Origin of the sequence: Bradyrhizobium sp. 35, assembly GCF_023073215.1 — a bacterium.
Lineage (GTDB): Bacteria > Pseudomonadota > Alphaproteobacteria > Rhizobiales > Xanthobacteraceae > Bradyrhizobium > Bradyrhizobium canariense_D.
In genome coordinates this window covers 71,535-87,381 of sequence record NZ_JADPJC010000133.1, presented here as the reverse complement: position 1 = coordinate 87,381, position 15,847 = coordinate 71,535, and the positions used below count along the sequence as shown (strand labels likewise).

The following is a 15,847-nucleotide window of genomic DNA, read 5'->3' as shown; positions in this document are numbered from 1 at the left end:
TCAAGAGATTATGACCGCCATTAAACGGTAGACCCGCGGCGCGCGCTGCGCCACAATGCGAAAAAAGCGACGTCAGGGAGCATGATTTTGACCCGCACAGCCCCGCAATTCCTGTTCGATTTCGGCAGTCCGAACGCCTATCTCAGCCATCTCGCGATCCCCGCCATCGAGCAGCGCATCGGCGTCAAATTCGAATATGTGCCGATCCTGCTCGGCGGCATCTTCAAATCGACCAACAACAAGTCCCCCGCCGAGACGCTTGCCGGCATCAAGAACAAGCGCGAATTCCACGCGGTCGAGACCGAGCGCTTCGTCAAGCGCTTCCAGGTGCAGCCCTATGTCATGAATCCGTTCTTCCCCGTCAACACGCTGAACCTGATGCGCGCAGCGATCGCGGCGCAGCTCGAGGGCGTGTTCGAAGCATATGTCGAAGCCGCCTTCCATCACATGTGGGGCGAGCCGAAGAAGATGGACGATCCGGAAATCGCCGCGAAGGCGCTGGCGTCCTCCGGCCTCGACGCGCAAAAGCTGTTCGCTCGCGCCGGGGAACCGGAGGTGAAGGGCAGACTGATCAAGAACACCGAGGAAGCTGTCGCGCGGGGCGCGTTCGGCTCGCCGACCTTCTTCGTCGGCAACGAGATGTTCTTCGGCAAGGAGCAGTTGCGCGAGGTCGAGGAGATGGTGTCGGGGAAGTGATTTTCTCGAAGCAGGGAAACCGAACAATGTCCTCGACGTCATCTTGGCGAAAGCCAGGACCCATAACCACCGGATCGCGTTTGGCGATAGGCGGGGGCTCCGACTTGTCCGACAAGAGGCAGTCGGGGTAATGGGTCCTGGCTTTCGCCAAGACGACGAAAAAGAACCAACAACAAGGACAATCCCATGCGTATCCTCGTGGTCGGCGCTGGCGCCATCGGCGGCTATTTTGGTGGCAGGCTGTTGCAGGCCGGCCGCGACGTCACCTTCCTGGTCCGGCCGCGGCGCGCCAGCGAGCTCGCGAGCGCCGGCCTCGTCATCAAAAGCCCGAACGGCGACGTGACCTTGAAAAATCCGCCGACCATTCAGGCCGACGCGCTCAAGGACAAGTTCGACGTCGTGCTGCTGAGCTGCAAGGCCTTCGACCTCGACGACGCCATCAAGTCGTTCGCGGCAGCAGTCGGGCCCAATAGGGCGATCATCCCGATGCTCAACGGCATGAAGCATCTCGATATCCTCGACGACAAGTTCGGCAAGGAGCGCGTGCTCGGTGGCCTCTGCGCCATCGCCGCGACGCTCAACGAGAAGCGCGAGGTGGTGCAGCTCCAGCCGATGCAGTCGATCAATTACGGCGAGCGCGACGGCGAGCTGTCGGATCGCGTCAAGGCGATCGACGAGGCCTTCAAGAGCGGCATCGCTGGGGCCACCGCCAGCCAGAACATCATGCAAGACATGTGGGAAAAGTGGGTGTTCCTGTCCTCGCTGGCCGCGTCCACCAGCCTGATGCGCACCTCCGTCGGCAATATTCTCGCCGCTCCCGGCGGCAGGGATTTCCTGCTCGGCATGCTGGACGAGACCAGCGCGATCGCCACCGCGTCGGGCTACACGCCGGGCGGGCCGTTCTTCGAGCGCGTGAAGGGCAACCTCACCACCGAGGGTTCACCGATGACGGCCTCGATGTTCCGCGACGTCAAGGCGGGCCTGCCGGTCGAGGCCGATCACGTCATCGGCGACCTCATCGCTCGCGCCGATGCCGCCAAGGTGCCGGTGCCGAAGCTGCGCATCGCCTACACGCATTTGAAAGCGTATGAGAAGCAGCGGGTGGGGTAGCCGCAGCTTCCGCTATTTGAAATACGCGAGATAGTGCGAGACGGCGGTGATTTCCTCATCGCTCATGTGATAGGCGACATCGGCCATCGCAGCGCCACCGCCGCCGACGCGCTGGCTGCTCTTGTAGTCGTGCAGCGCCTTGACCAGGTATTCCTCGCGCTGGCCCGCCAGCCGCGCGACGGCCTTGGTGCCGGCAAAGCTATCCGTATGACATGAGGCGCAGCGGCGGCCGGCGGCAACTTGGGCGCCCTTTTTCGACAGGTCCGGATCCTTGTCCTCCGCCGCTGTGGGCGGCGTCAGCGCGGCGAAATAGGCGCCGAGATTGCGGACGTCCTCGTTGGTGATTTCCTCGGCGATGGGTTGCATCTGGTCGTTCTTGCGCGAGCCGGCGCGGAAAAACACGAGCTGCCATTGCAGAAATTGATCGGGCTGGCCCGCGAGCGAAGGAATGTTCTCGGTCTGCGAGATGCCGTTCTCGCCGTGACAGCCGGCGCAGACGGCGGCCTTCTCCTTGATCGCGGCATTGTCGGCGGCGCTCGTGGGGAGAGAACCGAGCGCGAGGAGCGCGACCGCGCTGATTGCGTGCGAGATGAACTGCCGGCGCATGATTGGAATTCCGATCTATCGAACGCGTCATTCCGGGGCGAAGAAGCGCGAGCTATGATGCGCAATGACGCATCTGAGAATTCGATAACCCGCGTTCGTGGCCAAGGGTTCCGGACTTGCGCGCAAGCGGTGCGCGATCGGAAACGACAGCGTGCGAAATTGAAATGAGAAAGGCTGCGGCGCCCTCTCGGCACCGCAGCCTCGCGTCGTCTTACGCTACTTCTTGCTGTAGCTGATGCGGTAGATCGCGCCGGCCCAGTCGTCGGCGACCAGGATCGAGCCGTCCTTGGCGAGAATGATGTCGTCGGGACGGCCGAGATAGCCTTGGTCGCCCTCGATCCAGCCGGAGGCGAACACCTCCTGCTTGGCGTTCTTGCCGTCGGGACCGACGATCACGCGCATGATGCGGCCGCCCTGGTACTTGTGACGATTCCAGGAGCCGTGCTCGGCGATCAAGATGTTGTTCTTGTACTCGGCCGGGAATTGGTCGCCGGTATAGAACTTCATGCCCAGCGGAGCGACGTGAGCGCCGAGGTTCAGCACGGGCGGCGTGAACTCGGAGCATTTGTGGCCCATCGCGAACTTGGTATCCGGCAGATCACCCTGGTGACAGTAGGGATAACCGAAGTGCTCGCCGATCTTGCTGATCATGTTCAGCTTGTCTGAGGGCAGATCGTCGCTGATCCAGTCGCGGGCATTCTCGGTGAACCAGAACTTGCCGGTGCGCGGATCGACGTCGCCCCCGACCGAGTTGCGAACGCCGAGCGCATAGATTTCCGCATTGCCGGTCTTGGGATCGACCCGGCGGATCTGCGACACGCTGGTCGGGGGAATGCCGATGTTGAAGGGCGGTCCGAACGGAATGTAGAACCAGCCTTCCTTGTCGACCGCGATGTATTTCCAGCCATGCGCGGCATAGGACGGCATGTCGTCATAGACGACCTTGCCCTCGCCGGGATTGTCGAGCTTGTTTTCGATGTCGTCGTAGCGGATCAGCTTGTCGACCGCGATGACGTAGAGGGCACCGTCCTTGACGGCCAGACCCGTGGGCATGTTCAGGCCCTTGAGGATCGTCTTGACCTCTTTCTTTCCGTTGTTGTCCTTAATCGCATAGACGTTGCCGAGGCCGAATGAGCCGACGAACAGCGTGCCCTTGTCACCCCAGGCCATCTGCCGCGCGGCCAGCACGCCGGAGGCGTAGACCTCCATCTTGAAGCCCGGCGGCAGCTTGACCTTCTTGACGATATTGGCGAGCTCGGCGTCGGACGCGCCGGTGGGCGGACCCGACGGCGGCGCCAGGCCCTTCTGCGCCTCGGTCTCGTCGCCGAGAAACCAGTCGTCCGGCGGATGGGTCCAGAACTCCTTGGTGCCGGATTCGTATTTCTTCAGCGGCTTGTTCTTGTCCTGCTGCTGCGCGTGACCGACGCTTGTCCCCGCGAGAAGGGCAACCGCTGCAAGCGCCAGGACGGATTGAAAGACGGATCGATGGAATTTCATCGCGTCACTCCCCTAAGGCAGCCATCAGGGCTGCACATTTATTTTAATTTGCTATCGAGAGGCGAAGTTCGGACTCTGTCGAGAGGACAGACGCAGAAGGTTAGCACATCTGCGAGCGGTGAGAAGCGCGCCGCGTGCGCTGCGATAGCGCTCAGTAAAAATTGAGACGGAAAGGCAATGATCGCGAATGCCGCGACGACAACGCTCTCGCTGCAGCGCAGAATCGAGATCATGCGCGGCTAATTTGCAGGCAGCAGGAGGTCTGGAACAAAAAAAGCGAAAACGCCGGTGACTCCGGGTAGACATCTGACGAATCGAGCGAATTAGCAAAGGTGGCGGCTACGGGGCGACGGGGTAAGGACCATCGTCGAAAATCGTCTCATGATAGCCTTTCGACCCGACATCGCGCGCCAGCGTGCTGCGAAAATCGCGGTCATCGCGAAGGCATTTCAGGACATGCGCAAAGTCGAATTCGGGCCGCCAGCCGAGTTCGTGCCGCGCGCGCTCGTTGACATAGACGCGGTCAATCGCGGGGAACAGCCGCCAGTCTCGCGCCGCATAGAGCTCCGCACAATCCGGACAGAGCTCGTGCACCACACCGGCCGCGTCGCGCGCCAGTGCGGCGAGATGGCGCTGCTCGAACGGGCTCGTGGCCGACAGGATGTAGCGGGCAAACCCGATGTCCGGCGCGCGCTCGGCGGCGAGCAGATGGGCGCTCACCGCGTCCGCGATATCCAGCCGGCGATAGAGCAGCTCGTTGGCCTGCGCATTCTCCGGCGCGTAAGCCGACCGCATCGCCGGATCGTCATCGTCTTCCAGGAAGAAGCGCGAGGTCCTCAAGACCACGACAGGCAGGCCGCGCTCGCGACAGAACAGCTCGCAGAGATTTTCGGCCATCAGCTTGGTCGTGCCGTAGATGTTCTTCGGAATCGGCGGCAGGTCCTCGGTGACCCACACCGCGGCTTGGCCCGCCTCGGGGCGAAGCTGCGAGCCAAACGCGCTGGTGGTACTGGTGAAGACAAAACTGCGCACGCCGGCGGCCACGGCCGCTTCAAGCAGGTTGAGCGTGCCGGTGACGTTGGTGTCGACAAAGTCTTGCTTGCTGTGGGTCGCCACATGCGGCTTGTGCAGGGTCGCGGTGTGGATCACCGCGGTGACGCCGTCCATCTGGGCCCGGACGAAGTCGGAATCGACGATCGAGCCCACGGCATCGGTGAAGGGCGATGGCTTCAGGTCGATCCCACGCACAGACGAATCGCGCCCGCGGAGCGTGCGGAGAAGACCCTCGCCGAGATGGCCCGCGCTGCCTGTGACCAGAATTGTCATTCGAGACCCAAACGGCCGCCAGAGGCGTGGAAAACCACGTGCCCATCCGGCTCACTGGATGCTTTGGGAGAAAATTGGAGCGGGCGAAGGGGCTCGAACCCTCGACCCCGACCTTGGCAAGGTCGTGCTCTACCACTGAGCTACACCCGCATCCTGTGTCGGTCGCATGACTGCGCCGGCAACGGCTGTCGTATGCCAAAAGCGGGAGGGGAATGCAACAGCTACCGGCGGCATAGATGCGCAATCGGAGGCCCGATATGGACCCGAACGCGGCCAAATGCCCCAAAAAAGGCTCCGGAACCGGCGAATCGGCCCACACGGATTGAAATTCGGCCGTCCCGGCCCAATTTAGGGCCAACAGCGAAGCATATGAATTGGCGACGTGCTAAAGACCCGCCAATTCCAGACATCAGACGAGGGGATCCCGTGACGATCATCGACCAGGGTAACGGAGCAGCGGGCCCGGCTGCCGCCGATCTGATCAAGGACACGACTACCCAGACCTTCGTGAAGGACGTCATCGAGGAATCGAAGCGCCAGCCGGTGCTGATCGACTTCTGGGCGGAGTGGTGTGGCCCCTGCAAGCAGCTCACGCCCTTGCTGGAAAAAGCGGTCAAGGCCGCCGAGGGCAAGGTCAAGCTGGTCAAGATGAACATCGACCAGCACCCGGCGATCCCGGGCCAGATGGGCATCCAGTCGATTCCGGCGGTGATCGCCTTCGTCAACGGCCAGCCGGCCGACGGCTTCATGGGTGCGGTCCCGGAGAGCCAGCTCAACGCCTTCATCGAGAAGCTGACCAAGGGCGTGACCGCGCCGGGTGAGCCGAAAATCGCGGAGATCCTCCAGGAAGCCGAGGCCGTGCTCGCAGAGGGCGATGCCGCCGCGGCCGCCCAGATCTACGCGGAGGTGTTGCAGCTCGAATCGACCAACATTGCGGCCCTCGCCGGGCTCGCGAAATGCTACGCCGTCTCCGGCGCGATGGAGCAGGCCAAGCAGACGCTCGCCATGGTCCCGGAATCCAAGCGCAACGACCCGGCTGTGAAAGCCGTGCAGACCGCGATCGATCTGGCCGAGCAGGCGGAACAGCTCGGGCCCGTCGCCGAGCTGGAACAGAAAGTCGCCGCAAACCCGCTCGATCATCAGGCCCGATTCGACCTCGCGATCGCGCTCAACGCGCAAGGCAACCGGGCAGCGGCCACCGAGCAGCTGCTCGCGATCGTCAAGCGCGACCGCAAATGGAACGACGACGGCGCCCGCAAGCAGCTGGTACAGTTCTTCGAGGCCTGGGGCGGCACGGACGATGCAACCGTCGAGGGACGCAAGCGCTTGTCGATCATCCTGTTTTCCTGACGCGCGCTGGCAAGGCCAGGGGACCCGGCAGATGCCGATCAACGTCGAATATCGCGGGCCGGCCGACCTTCCGGAGATCCTTCCGGTGTTTCCGCTGCCGGGCGCGCTGCTGCTGCCGCGCGGGCAGATGCCGCTCAACATCTTCGAGCCGCGCTACCTCGCGATGATCGACGATGCCTTTCGCGACGGCCATCGCTTGATCGGCATGATCCAGCCCGACATCGCGCATTCGCCCAAGAATTCCGACAAGCCGGCGCTGTTCCGTGTCGGCTGTGTCGGCCGCATCACCCAGCTCGCGGAATCCGGCGACGGCCGCTACATCCTCGAGCTCACCGGTGTCTCGCGCTTCAAGGTCGTCGAGGAGCTTGAGGTTCTCACCGCCTACCGGCAGTGCAAGGTGGATTTCTTTGCCTTCGTCGACGACTTCACGCCGCGCATGGGCGAGGAGGAGGTCGATCGCGAAGCACTGCTGACGGTGCTGGCGGACTTTCTGAAGGCCAACAACCTCAAGGTTGACTGGGAGGGCGTCGAGACCGCTCCCAACGAAGCACTCGTCAACGCGCTGGCGATGATGTCGCCCTATGGCGTGGCCGAGAAGCAGGCGATGCTGGAAGCGCCCGACCTGAAGACCCGCGCCGAAATTTTGATCGCGGTGACCGAGATGGACCTCGCGAAGAAGCGCACCAGCGGCGATCCGCCGCTGCAGTGAGGGTAGGAATGCTCATGCAGCGTGGTAGGCCGCTTCGGCACCTCGCCGCAGCATGCTGGTGATGCTGGATGCAGGCATCGGCCGGCTGAAATAGTAGCCTTGTGTTTCGACGCAGCCTTCCTCACGGAGGATGTCCAGCTGCTCTTTCGTTTCGACGCCTTCGGCGGTCGTTATCTTGCCGAGGCTGACAGCAAAACGAACCACTGCCCGCGCAAGATGGTGCGCCTCTGCGCTCGGGCTGGATAGTTCGCTGACGAAACTGCGGTCGATCTTGATTTTGTCGAACGGGAATCTCTGCAGAAAGCTCAGAGACGAATAGCCGGTGCCGAAATCGTCCAGGGCAACTCGCACGCCAAGCTCGCGCAATTGTCCGAGCACCGCGAAAGCAGCCTCGCTATCGTGCATGATCACCGTCTCGGTGACCTCGAGCTCGAGCCTGTGTGGCGCCACTCCCGAACTCGCCAGCGCGCCGACAATGACAGCAACGAGTTCCTTGCTCCTGAATTGAGCGGGAGATAGGTTGATAGCGATCCTGACATGCGCAGGCCAATTGGCGGCTTCCGCACAGGCGGTCCGCAAGACCCATTCTCCCAGCGGCACGATAAGGCCTGTCTCCTCCGCAAGCGGGATGAATTCGCTCGGCGTGACCAGTCCTCGCTGTGGGTGATGCCAGCGGAGCAGGGCCTCGAAGCCGCGGGTCTCGCCGGTAGCGGCGCTGACGAACGGCTGATAGTGGAGCTCGAACTGACGATCGGCAAGGGCATCCCGCATATCGTGCTCCAGGTTGCGTCGCGCGTGCATGAGCTCGTCGAGTTCCGGCTCGAAGAAGCGGTATGCGCCACGTCCGCCACTTTTGGCGGAGTAGAGGGCGAGATCCGCGCTCTTCATGATCACGTCGGAATCGCTGCCATCGCGCGGCGCGATGGCGATTCCGATGCTGGTGCCGACCGTGACCCGGTGATCGCCGAGATCGAAGGGCTCGCAAAGCGCCCTTCCGATGCTCTCGGCCAGGCCGGCAGCCTCCACGGCTGGATTGGTGACGTAATCGATCACTGCGAACTCGTCGCCGCCCAGTCGAGCGATCAACGCGGTTTCGGTGGTGCATTCGCGCAGGCGCGCGGCGACGGCGCGGAGCAGGGAATCCCCCGCCGGATGTCCAAGCGTGTCGTTGACTTCCTTGAAGCGGTCGAGGTCGAGCATGAGCACGGCCAAGTCGACGCCACCGTTGCGAGTAACTGCGATGGCATGCTCCATCCGCTCCCTGAGCAGCACGCGGTTGGGCAGATCGGTCAACGCGTCATGTTGCGCCATATGAGTGATTTTGGCCTCAGACCGGCGCTGCTCGGTCACATCGAGATGTGTGGCAACCCATCCGCCACCGGCCATTGGCTGCCGCGTCACGCAGATCAACCGACCGTCGGCAAACTCGTCGATCCTGCTTGAGACCGCATCGAACGGCAGCGCGGCCAGCTTCGAGATGAATTGCTCGGCAGCCCCCTCGCTGAGATCGCCCTTGAGGATTCCGTTCACGATGCGATGCCTGATGATGTCGGTGTGCGACGTCCCCGTCCGCAGCAGTTCCGGCGGCAGCCGATAGAGTCGGGCGTAGCGCTCGTTGCAGACGACAAGCCGCTTCTTGGCGTCAAACATGCAAAGGCCCTCAACCATGTGGTTGATCGCGGTGTCCAGCCTGAGCGTCTGATCCTGCAACTCTCTCTGCGAGCCTTCGAGCTGCTGCCGGGCGATCGAAAGCTGGCTGATGATCTCCTCGAATTTGCTGGTTCTACTTGCCAGGCGGCGGTCGGCGAGTACGCCGATCAGGCTCATCCCAAGTACAGATAGTGCCACGCCGGCGATGGCGAGAGCGAGGAAAGTCGGCGAAAGCGACAGACTGTCGGTTGAACGCGTCGGATCTGGAACGATCTGCACGGCACCCATCGCCGTGAAGTGATGCGAGACGATAGCAAGGGTCAGCAGGACTGCCGCCAACAGTGCGCCCCAGGAGTTCTTGTACCTGACTGCAACAACGAGGGCGGCACAGCCGAGGCACATGCCCAGAATGACCGAGGCAAACACCAGATCCAGCGACCAGGTGACGCGGCCCGGCACTTCAAGTGCCCACATTCCGAGATAGTGCATGCTGGCGATGCCGCCGCCAATGACGACACCGCCTGCCGCGGCGCGCCACCGGCCGGAATAGCCGGCCGCAATGCCGAAGCCGCCCGACGTCAACAGCATTGCCGTAGCAAGCGAAAGCGCCGTCAGTACGATGCCGTAACCGGTCGTAACGCCGGGTTCGTAGGCGAGCATCGCGACGAAATGCGTTGCCCAGATCCCATATCCGATGGCAGCGCCGGCAATCCCGATCCAGATCAACCGCGTTCTTGCGGGCGCCACGATCGCACGATGAAAGATACTGACCGCGACGCTACTCGCGAGCAAGCAGACCAGACCGGCGAGCAGGACAAGCCGCCAATCGTGCTCGACGGCAAGGCAAGCGAAAACCCGAAACATCCCAGCCGCTCCATCGAGGATATTGCCGATAGTGTCCGTGCTAATCCGCCTTCGCGTTAATTTTGTGCAACGCCTGATTGCATGCTTATTGGTTGCTTAACGTGGTCAGTGCAATTTGAAATCTGGCGGGCGCCCGCGCAGGACAATGCGCGCCACCGGTCGTAGAGCCAACCGAGAGCACTCTGGAACCGGCAGCGAGGCCTGGAGCGGAGGAAGGCGACACCGATTGGCGGGGGAGGAGACGCGCCGAACCGAAGCTTCGGTTCTGACACAATCAGAACCAATAGTGCTCTAGAGGTGATGACGGATGCGCTTACGTCCAGTGATCATCGCGCTGATCAGATTCTCGCGCTGAAGACGCCCCATCATCAGCACGCCCAAGACGTGCAGCACGATCAGGACGATGACCGCGTCGGATGAATAATGGTGAGTGTCCTCGACCCACCAGACACCGAAAAAGGTCACGGTCACCGACATCGCGCCCGTGATCGTCGAGACCGCCAGCGAGACCAGCAGCGCCACCAGCATCAACGTGCCGGCTGGATTGAGACCGATATAGCGGCCGGTGATGCCGCGGCGCAGATTCCAGAGATAACCCGGCGCGGCCCGAAGCCTGACGCCGACCATGCGAAAGCGCGAATAGCGGCTTCCCCAAAAACCCCAGACCAGACGGAACGCAAGAAGGCCGAGTACGGCATAACCGACGATGCGGTGAAGTCGGTCATAGACGGTCGGCGTGAACCACGCGGCCAGAACGCAAGCCGCGAGCGCCCAGTGCCAGAGCCGCAGCGGGAGGTCCCAGACCGCGACTGTCCGCGCGGCGGTTCGATCCGCGGGGGTCCGGTCGGACCCCCCGCGAGCGTGCGGCACCGTTTCTTCGATCAAGCGAGGACCACCCTCAGGCGTAGCATTGCGCAGACACTTCGCGCGGTCTACTTCGCAATCGTGTGCTTCAGGCTGAGATCTTCTGGGCTGTAGAACAGCTCGTAAAGCTTGCCTTCCTTGACGCCGTAGACCTCGTAGCACGAGCCTTCGATCTTGGAGCGCCGCACCTCGTAGCCGAGCGCCTTGGCCTTGGCTTCGGCGTCGCTCGCCGGCTTCCACGACGCCTTGTCGAGCTTGGTGCAGTCCTTGAAACCATCGGCCAAGGCTGCCGATCCCATGCCAATCCCGATCGTCAATGCAACGGCAACAACACGAATAACCTTCACGAACGTCTCCTCTTCTGTCGTGGGCGCTGCGCCGGCAGGCGAAGCGGGACCGAAGGAAGCAAAGCACATGATGAAGTCAATGCGGTTCGCGGCCAGTTCGCTTTAGAGTTATTCTAACGATCCGAAAAAGTTCAGCGCTCTCCGTATGCAGCGCGCATTTGAGACGACACTGCGGCCTTACGTCTCACGGTTTGACAGCAGGCTGATCCCGACGCGCAAGCTCAGTAGCCAGCAACCGCCATGACGACGACGGCGGTGAGCGCCATCCATCCAAAATGCCGGCCGCTTGTGGCCCATGCGTTGGCGAGAGCGGAGAAGCCGAACACACCGGCCATGGTGACGACGATCCAGTGACGCGCTGGCTCCGATTGCATCCAGGGCGCCGCGATCAGGAGCACACCGCCGCCGATCCAGGCGACGGTCGAGGCCTGCCAGACCAGGCGGATCAGGGTGCGGAGCCGCTCCGGCTCGATGCGGGCGCGGGCAAAGACCTTGGTCTCGCCGAGAATGCCATGAATGAGGGCCACGGCAATGGTCAAGACCCCGGCGCACTGGAGCAAGAGATCACGCATCGTCAAAGCTCCCTGCAAATATGGTCCATACAGTTATGTATGGTGGGATAGGCGCTGGCCTGCCGGCTGTCAATACACTAGTGTATGTTTGCATCCGGAACCCGACATGGCCGAACAGCTGACCGCCGACGACTGGATCAAACAGGGACTGAAGGCGCTCGCGCGAGACGGCTTCACCGCGCTGAAGGCCGATCCGCTGGCAAAAGCCATGGGGGTCTCGCGCGGCAGCTTCTATTGGCATTTCGCCGATCTCGGCGCATTCCATGCTGCTCTCTTGAAGCGCTGGCGCGAGATCGCGGCCGAGCAGATCATCGCCGATGTCGAGGCGGACAGCGACGAGCCGCTGAAAGCGCTGCTGCGCAGGACTTTTGGCGCGCGGCTCGACCTCGAGCGCGCGGTGCGGAACTGGACGGCCTTCGATGCGGCGGCACAAACGGCGGTGCGTGCCATCGACCGGCGCAGGCTCGACTATATCGAGGAGCTGCTGAGGAAGCGCGGGTTCGAGGCGGCGACAGCGCGAGCCCGCGCGCAAATCCTGTACTGGACGTTTCTCGGCTTCGCCCTGTCGGGCCCGCCAGCGCCGGCCGCGCGGCTTGAGGGCCTGCTCGACGAGATTCTGCGGATGGTTGCCGCTTGAGGCGACGCGATGGGCTGCTACGATTTTTTATGCTAGAGGCAACCGACCGTCGGAGACCCCCATGAACGCGCCCACCGAACGCCCCGAAGCCAGCGTCGATCCCAAATTGCTGGAGATTCTGGTCTGCCCGCTGACCAAGGGTCCGCTGGAGTTCGATGCTGCAAAGCAGGAGCTGATTTCGCGCAGCGCCAAGCTCGCCTATCCGATCCGCGATGGCATCCCGATCATGCTGCCGGAAGAGGCCCGCAAGATCGATTGAGGGACTTGTGGCCCGATGAGAGACTTGTAGCCCGGATGGAGCGCAGCGAAATCCGGGGTTCCTCGTATGACGCAGCGGCCCCGGAATACGCTGCGCTCCATCCGGGCTACCGAAAATCCTACAGCGCCTCGCCCTTCAACAGCCGCGGTATCTCACCGGTCAAACCCGCGGCTTGGCGGATAAAAAGATTCTTCAGCGGCGGGGCGCGATCGACGAGGCCGAGGCCGATGTCGCGGACGGTGCGCAGCAAGGTGGACTGGTTGGAGAACAGGAAGTTCAGCGAGTTGGTGGCAACGCCCATGGCCATGGTGTCGAAGCGGCGCCAGCGCTGATAACGTTCGAGCACGTCGACGCCGCCGATATCCATGCCGAGCCGCGCGGCATCGACCACGACCTCGGCCAGCGCGGCGACGTCCTTCAGCCCCATGTTGAGACCCTGGCCCGCGATTGGGTGGATGACGTGGGCGGAATCGCCGACCAGCGCGAGGCGCTGGGCAATGAAGGAGCGTGCGACGAAATAGGACAGCGGAAACGCGCGCGGCTTGTCGAGCGCCTTCACCTCGCCGAGATGCAGGCCGAAGCGCTGCTCGAGCTCGCCGTGAAATTCCCCATCGCTCAACGCAACGATACGCGCGGCTTCGCTGCGGCGCTCGGTCCATACCAGCGAGGAGCGCTTGCCCGAAAGCGGCAGGATAGCAAACGGACCCGCCGGCAGAAAATGCTCTTCGGCGCGGCCTTCGTGATCGCGCTCATGGCCGACAGTGACGACGATGCCGGATTGATCATATTCCCAGCCGTGGGTGGCGATGCCGGCGCGCTCGCGCAGTTTCGACTTCGCACCGTCGGCCGCAACCAGGAGGCTCGCTGCAATCACGCTGCCATCACCGAGCGTCACGTCGATACCTTCGGCCCGCGCGTCGTAAGACGACACTGTGGTCGCGCGGAGATCGATGCCCTCGGCCTCGGCGCGCACCACCAGCGCATCAATGAGGCGGCGGTTCTCGACCATATGCGCGAAGGGCTCACCCGGCGCGACGTCGCCGGCAAAGTTGAGGAACGCCGGACGGGTGGCGTCTTCCAGCTTGGAATCGGTGACAATCATGTCGAGGATCGGCTGCGCCTCGCCCCTGACGTCGTCCCAGGCGCCGATCGCCTCGAACAGGCGGCGGCAGGCGGCCACGATCGCGGTCGCGCGCGGGTCCCGGCTCGGACGTGTGGAGAGCGCGGGGTCGGCGACGATGACGGGGATCTCGGGGCCGAGCCCCTGGCGCAGCGCCAGGGCCAGCGCCAGGCCCGCAAACGCGCCGCCACCGATGACAATGCTACCCTGTACCGACATACCCAATTCCCGGCTAAATCCTGGCCTTGCTAGCAGACTTGAGGTGGGCGAAACAGTGCGGTGAAACAAGGGCGGATAGCCCCCATTGTGTCGATCCGGAGCAGCGAACCCCGGGGCGGCAAGGCGAAAGCTGAAATCCATGTCCAAGAGCCTGATCGACCTCATCTCGATCCTCGACCTCGAACAACTCGAGGTGAATCTGTTCCGCGGCAACAGTCCGAAGACCAGCTGGCAGCGGGTGTTCGGCGGCCAGGTGATCGGACAGGCGATGGTTGCAGCGTGCCGCACCGTCGAGGGCAGGCTGCCGCATTCGCTGCATTGCTATTTCATCCTGCCGGGCGATCCGCAGATCCCGATCATCTATCAGGTCGAGCGCCTGCGCGACGGCAAGAGCTACTCGACGCGACGCGTCACCGCGATCCAGCATGGCAACGCGATCTTCTCGATCATGGTGTCGTTCCACGCGGAGGAAGAGAGCGCGTTCGATCATCAGGACAAGATGCCCGACGTGCCGCCGCCGGAAAAGCTGACGGCGGAGGAAGTCGCGAAGCAGCCGATGTTCAAGGAGATGCCGGAGTTCATCCGCCGCTATTATGAATCCGACCGTCCGATCGAGCTGCGCCCGGTCGAGCTCGGCCGTTATTTCGGTGAGAGGATCGAGGACGGCCGCATCCATGTCTGGATCAAGACCGCGGCAACGCTGCCGGACGATCCGGCGCTGCACATGTGCGCGCTGGCCTATGCGTCGGACTTCTCGCTGCTCGATGCGATTATGGCGCGCTACGGCCGCACCCTGTTCGACAAGCGCATGATGCCCGCGAGCCTCGACCACGCGATGTGGTTTCACCGCCCGTTCCGCGCCGACGAATGGCTGCTCTACGCACAGGATTCGCCGAGCGCGCGAAGCGGCCGCGGCTTGACCCGCGGCTCGATCTTCAAGCCTGACGGCACGCTGGTGGCCTCCGTCGCGCAGGAAGGCTCGGTGCGCGAACGGAGAGCCTAAGAGGCACAAGCACGATCGATCGCGCTTGTGCCTTTCGAGGTCAGGCCCGGAGCGATCCCCGCGGAGCCAGAACCGTCTCCGACGCGAACCAGTTCATGATCCAGCGATAGACCCACGGGATCGGGATGATGAAGCCGCACAGGAATGCGGCCACGATGCCCCGCCAGAGAATCCCGAGACCGCTGCCGTTGAACACGATCTCGCGCCGCGTGCCTTCGATGCTGCGGCAGAACCAGCGCATCTGAGCCGCGGCGACCCAGGCCCAGCCGATGATGGTGATGATGGAAATCGCGAACAGCAGGCTCCAGCCGACATAGGCCCAAACCGTGCCGGTGAAGCTCAGGCCGAGCGGCTGCCCATTGGAGGCGAGATTCGCGACCATCCATTTGATCAGGAGCCAGTACAGAACGAGCTGGGCGATGAACAGCAAATTGCTCAGCAAGGGAACGCCGATGTAGCCGATCACGACCGCCAGAACGATGAAGCCGAAATACCAGGGCACCAGCGCCATCGCATTGCCGGTGAAGCTGAGATTGGGCCGCCCGGGGACCTTCACGCAGGACACGATCCATTTCGTGTACCAGACGAACACCCACGGCACCGGGATGATGAAGCACATGCCGATCAGCATCACGATGCTGCGCCAGGTGAACTCGAGGATGCCGAAATCGACCGCCAGCGATCCTCCGGCGCCACCGCCGCCGTAGCCCCCGGAGCCCATCATCGGCGGGCCGCCAGCCGGCATCATCGGGGGCGCACCGCCCCCGCCGATCAGGCCGGGGATTTCGGCCGCCTTCTGCCAGCCGGCCATGCCGTCCGACCACACCAGCGTATCCGGACGCACGACTCCCTGGGCGACGAGGTCACGGAATTGCCCTTCCGGATAGGGCCCCTGCTGCTTGCCCTCGGATGCGTAGAACCAACTCGCCATGAAGCGTCCCCCTCGAACATAGTTTTGTACCGGCCGCGACGCTTGGGTTCATCGCATCCATGCCAAAAACGCATTGTGGAGGATGAA

The 15,847-nt window shown here is 63.1% G+C and carries 16 protein-coding genes and 1 tRNA gene; 7 read left to right on the top strand and 10 right to left on the bottom strand.

What is annotated here, in order from left to right:
* Positions 1-81 precede the first annotated feature (81 nt).
* On the top strand, positions 82-696 hold the full coding sequence (locus IVB36_RS27415) for a 2-hydroxychromene-2-carboxylate isomerase (RefSeq protein ID WP_018459681.1): 615 nt from the start codon (positions 82-84) through the stop codon (positions 694-696).
* 186 nt (positions 697-882) lie between these two features.
* On the top strand, positions 883-1,806 hold the full coding sequence (gene panE / locus IVB36_RS27410) for a 2-dehydropantoate 2-reductase (RefSeq protein WP_247393726.1): 924 nt from the start codon (positions 883-885) through the stop codon (positions 1,804-1,806).
* Positions 1,807-1,818: 12 nt separating this feature from the next.
* Here panE and IVB36_RS27405 read toward each other — a convergent pair whose 3' ends face one another.
* The 4 genes from IVB36_RS27405 to IVB36_RS27390 form a co-directional block, all read right to left on the bottom strand.
* Positions 1,819-2,412: a c-type cytochrome gene (locus IVB36_RS27405; protein ID WP_018459679.1), complete on the bottom strand. Its 594-nt coding sequence runs from the start codon at positions 2,410-2,412 to the stop codon at positions 1,819-1,821.
* 216 nt (positions 2,413-2,628) lie between these two features.
* A complete protein-coding gene (locus IVB36_RS27400) occupies positions 2,629-3,909 on the bottom strand; it encodes a PQQ-dependent sugar dehydrogenase (protein ID WP_085349220.1) in 1,281 nt (426 codons plus the stop codon).
* Between the two features lie 339 nt (positions 3,910-4,248).
* Positions 4,249-5,235, bottom strand: a complete 987-nt coding sequence (locus IVB36_RS27395) for an NAD(P)-dependent oxidoreductase (protein ID WP_018459677.1) — start codon at positions 5,233-5,235, stop codon at positions 4,249-4,251.
* Between the two features lie 75 nt (positions 5,236-5,310).
* Positions 5,311-5,385: transfer RNA gene (locus tag IVB36_RS27390), tRNA-Gly, on the bottom strand.
* A gap of 276 nt (positions 5,386-5,661) precedes the next feature.
* Here IVB36_RS27390 and trxA point away from each other — a divergent pair.
* Both trxA and IVB36_RS27380 read left to right on the top strand, forming a co-directional pair.
* Positions 5,662-6,585: a thioredoxin gene (gene trxA, locus IVB36_RS27385; protein ID WP_247393723.1), complete on the top strand. Its 924-nt coding sequence runs from the start codon at positions 5,662-5,664 to the stop codon at positions 6,583-6,585.
* A gap of 31 nt (positions 6,586-6,616) precedes the next feature.
* A complete protein-coding gene (locus tag IVB36_RS27380; RefSeq protein ID WP_247393720.1) occupies positions 6,617-7,294 on the top strand; it encodes an LON peptidase substrate-binding domain-containing protein in 678 nt (225 codons plus the stop codon).
* Between the two features lie 12 nt (positions 7,295-7,306).
* Here the strand turns inward: IVB36_RS27380 and IVB36_RS27375 are convergent, their stop codons facing one another.
* From IVB36_RS27375 to IVB36_RS27360, 4 genes are all read right to left on the bottom strand, one after another.
* A complete protein-coding gene (locus IVB36_RS27375; protein WP_018459675.1) occupies positions 7,307-9,808 on the bottom strand; it encodes an EAL domain-containing protein in 2,502 nt (833 codons plus the stop codon).
* A 291-nt stretch (positions 9,809-10,099) separates the two neighbouring features.
* On the bottom strand, positions 10,100-10,693 hold the full coding sequence (locus tag IVB36_RS27370; protein WP_018459674.1) for a cytochrome b/b6 domain-containing protein: 594 nt from the start codon (positions 10,691-10,693) through the stop codon (positions 10,100-10,102).
* 47 nt (positions 10,694-10,740) lie between these two features.
* Positions 10,741-11,019, bottom strand: coding sequence for a PepSY domain-containing protein (locus IVB36_RS27365; protein ID WP_007598654.1), 279 nt, complete (start codon positions 11,017-11,019; stop codon positions 10,741-10,743).
* A gap of 221 nt (positions 11,020-11,240) precedes the next feature.
* The gene (locus tag IVB36_RS27360; RefSeq protein ID WP_018459672.1) at positions 11,241-11,591 is read right to left on the bottom strand and encodes a hypothetical protein; all 351 of its coding nucleotides are present in this window, start codon (positions 11,589-11,591) and stop codon (positions 11,241-11,243) included.
* 106 nt (positions 11,592-11,697) lie between these two features.
* On the opposite strand from IVB36_RS27360, the gene IVB36_RS27355 reads away from it, so the two are divergent.
* On the top strand, positions 11,698-12,228 hold the full coding sequence (locus tag IVB36_RS27355; RefSeq protein ID WP_247295815.1) for a TetR/AcrR family transcriptional regulator: 531 nt from the start codon (positions 11,698-11,700) through the stop codon (positions 12,226-12,228).
* Between the two features lie 61 nt (positions 12,229-12,289).
* Positions 12,290-12,487: a Trm112 family protein gene (locus tag IVB36_RS27350; protein ID WP_018459670.1), complete on the top strand. Its 198-nt coding sequence runs from the start codon at positions 12,290-12,292 to the stop codon at positions 12,485-12,487.
* A gap of 118 nt (positions 12,488-12,605) precedes the next feature.
* Here the strand turns inward: IVB36_RS27350 and IVB36_RS27345 are convergent, their stop codons facing one another.
* Entirely contained in the window at positions 12,606-13,826 is a 1,221-nt protein-coding gene (locus IVB36_RS27345; RefSeq protein ID WP_018459669.1) for a ubiquinone biosynthesis hydroxylase, read from the bottom strand.
* 139 nt (positions 13,827-13,965) lie between these two features.
* Between IVB36_RS27345 and tesB the strand changes: the two genes are divergently transcribed.
* On the top strand, positions 13,966-14,829 hold the full coding sequence (gene tesB, locus IVB36_RS27340; RefSeq protein WP_018459668.1) for an acyl-CoA thioesterase II: 864 nt from the start codon (positions 13,966-13,968) through the stop codon (positions 14,827-14,829).
* A gap of 40 nt (positions 14,830-14,869) precedes the next feature.
* Here tesB and IVB36_RS27335 read toward each other — a convergent pair whose 3' ends face one another.
* A complete protein-coding gene (locus IVB36_RS27335; protein WP_018459667.1) occupies positions 14,870-15,760 on the bottom strand; it encodes a DUF4339 domain-containing protein in 891 nt (296 codons plus the stop codon).
* Positions 15,761-15,847 lie beyond the last annotated feature (87 nt).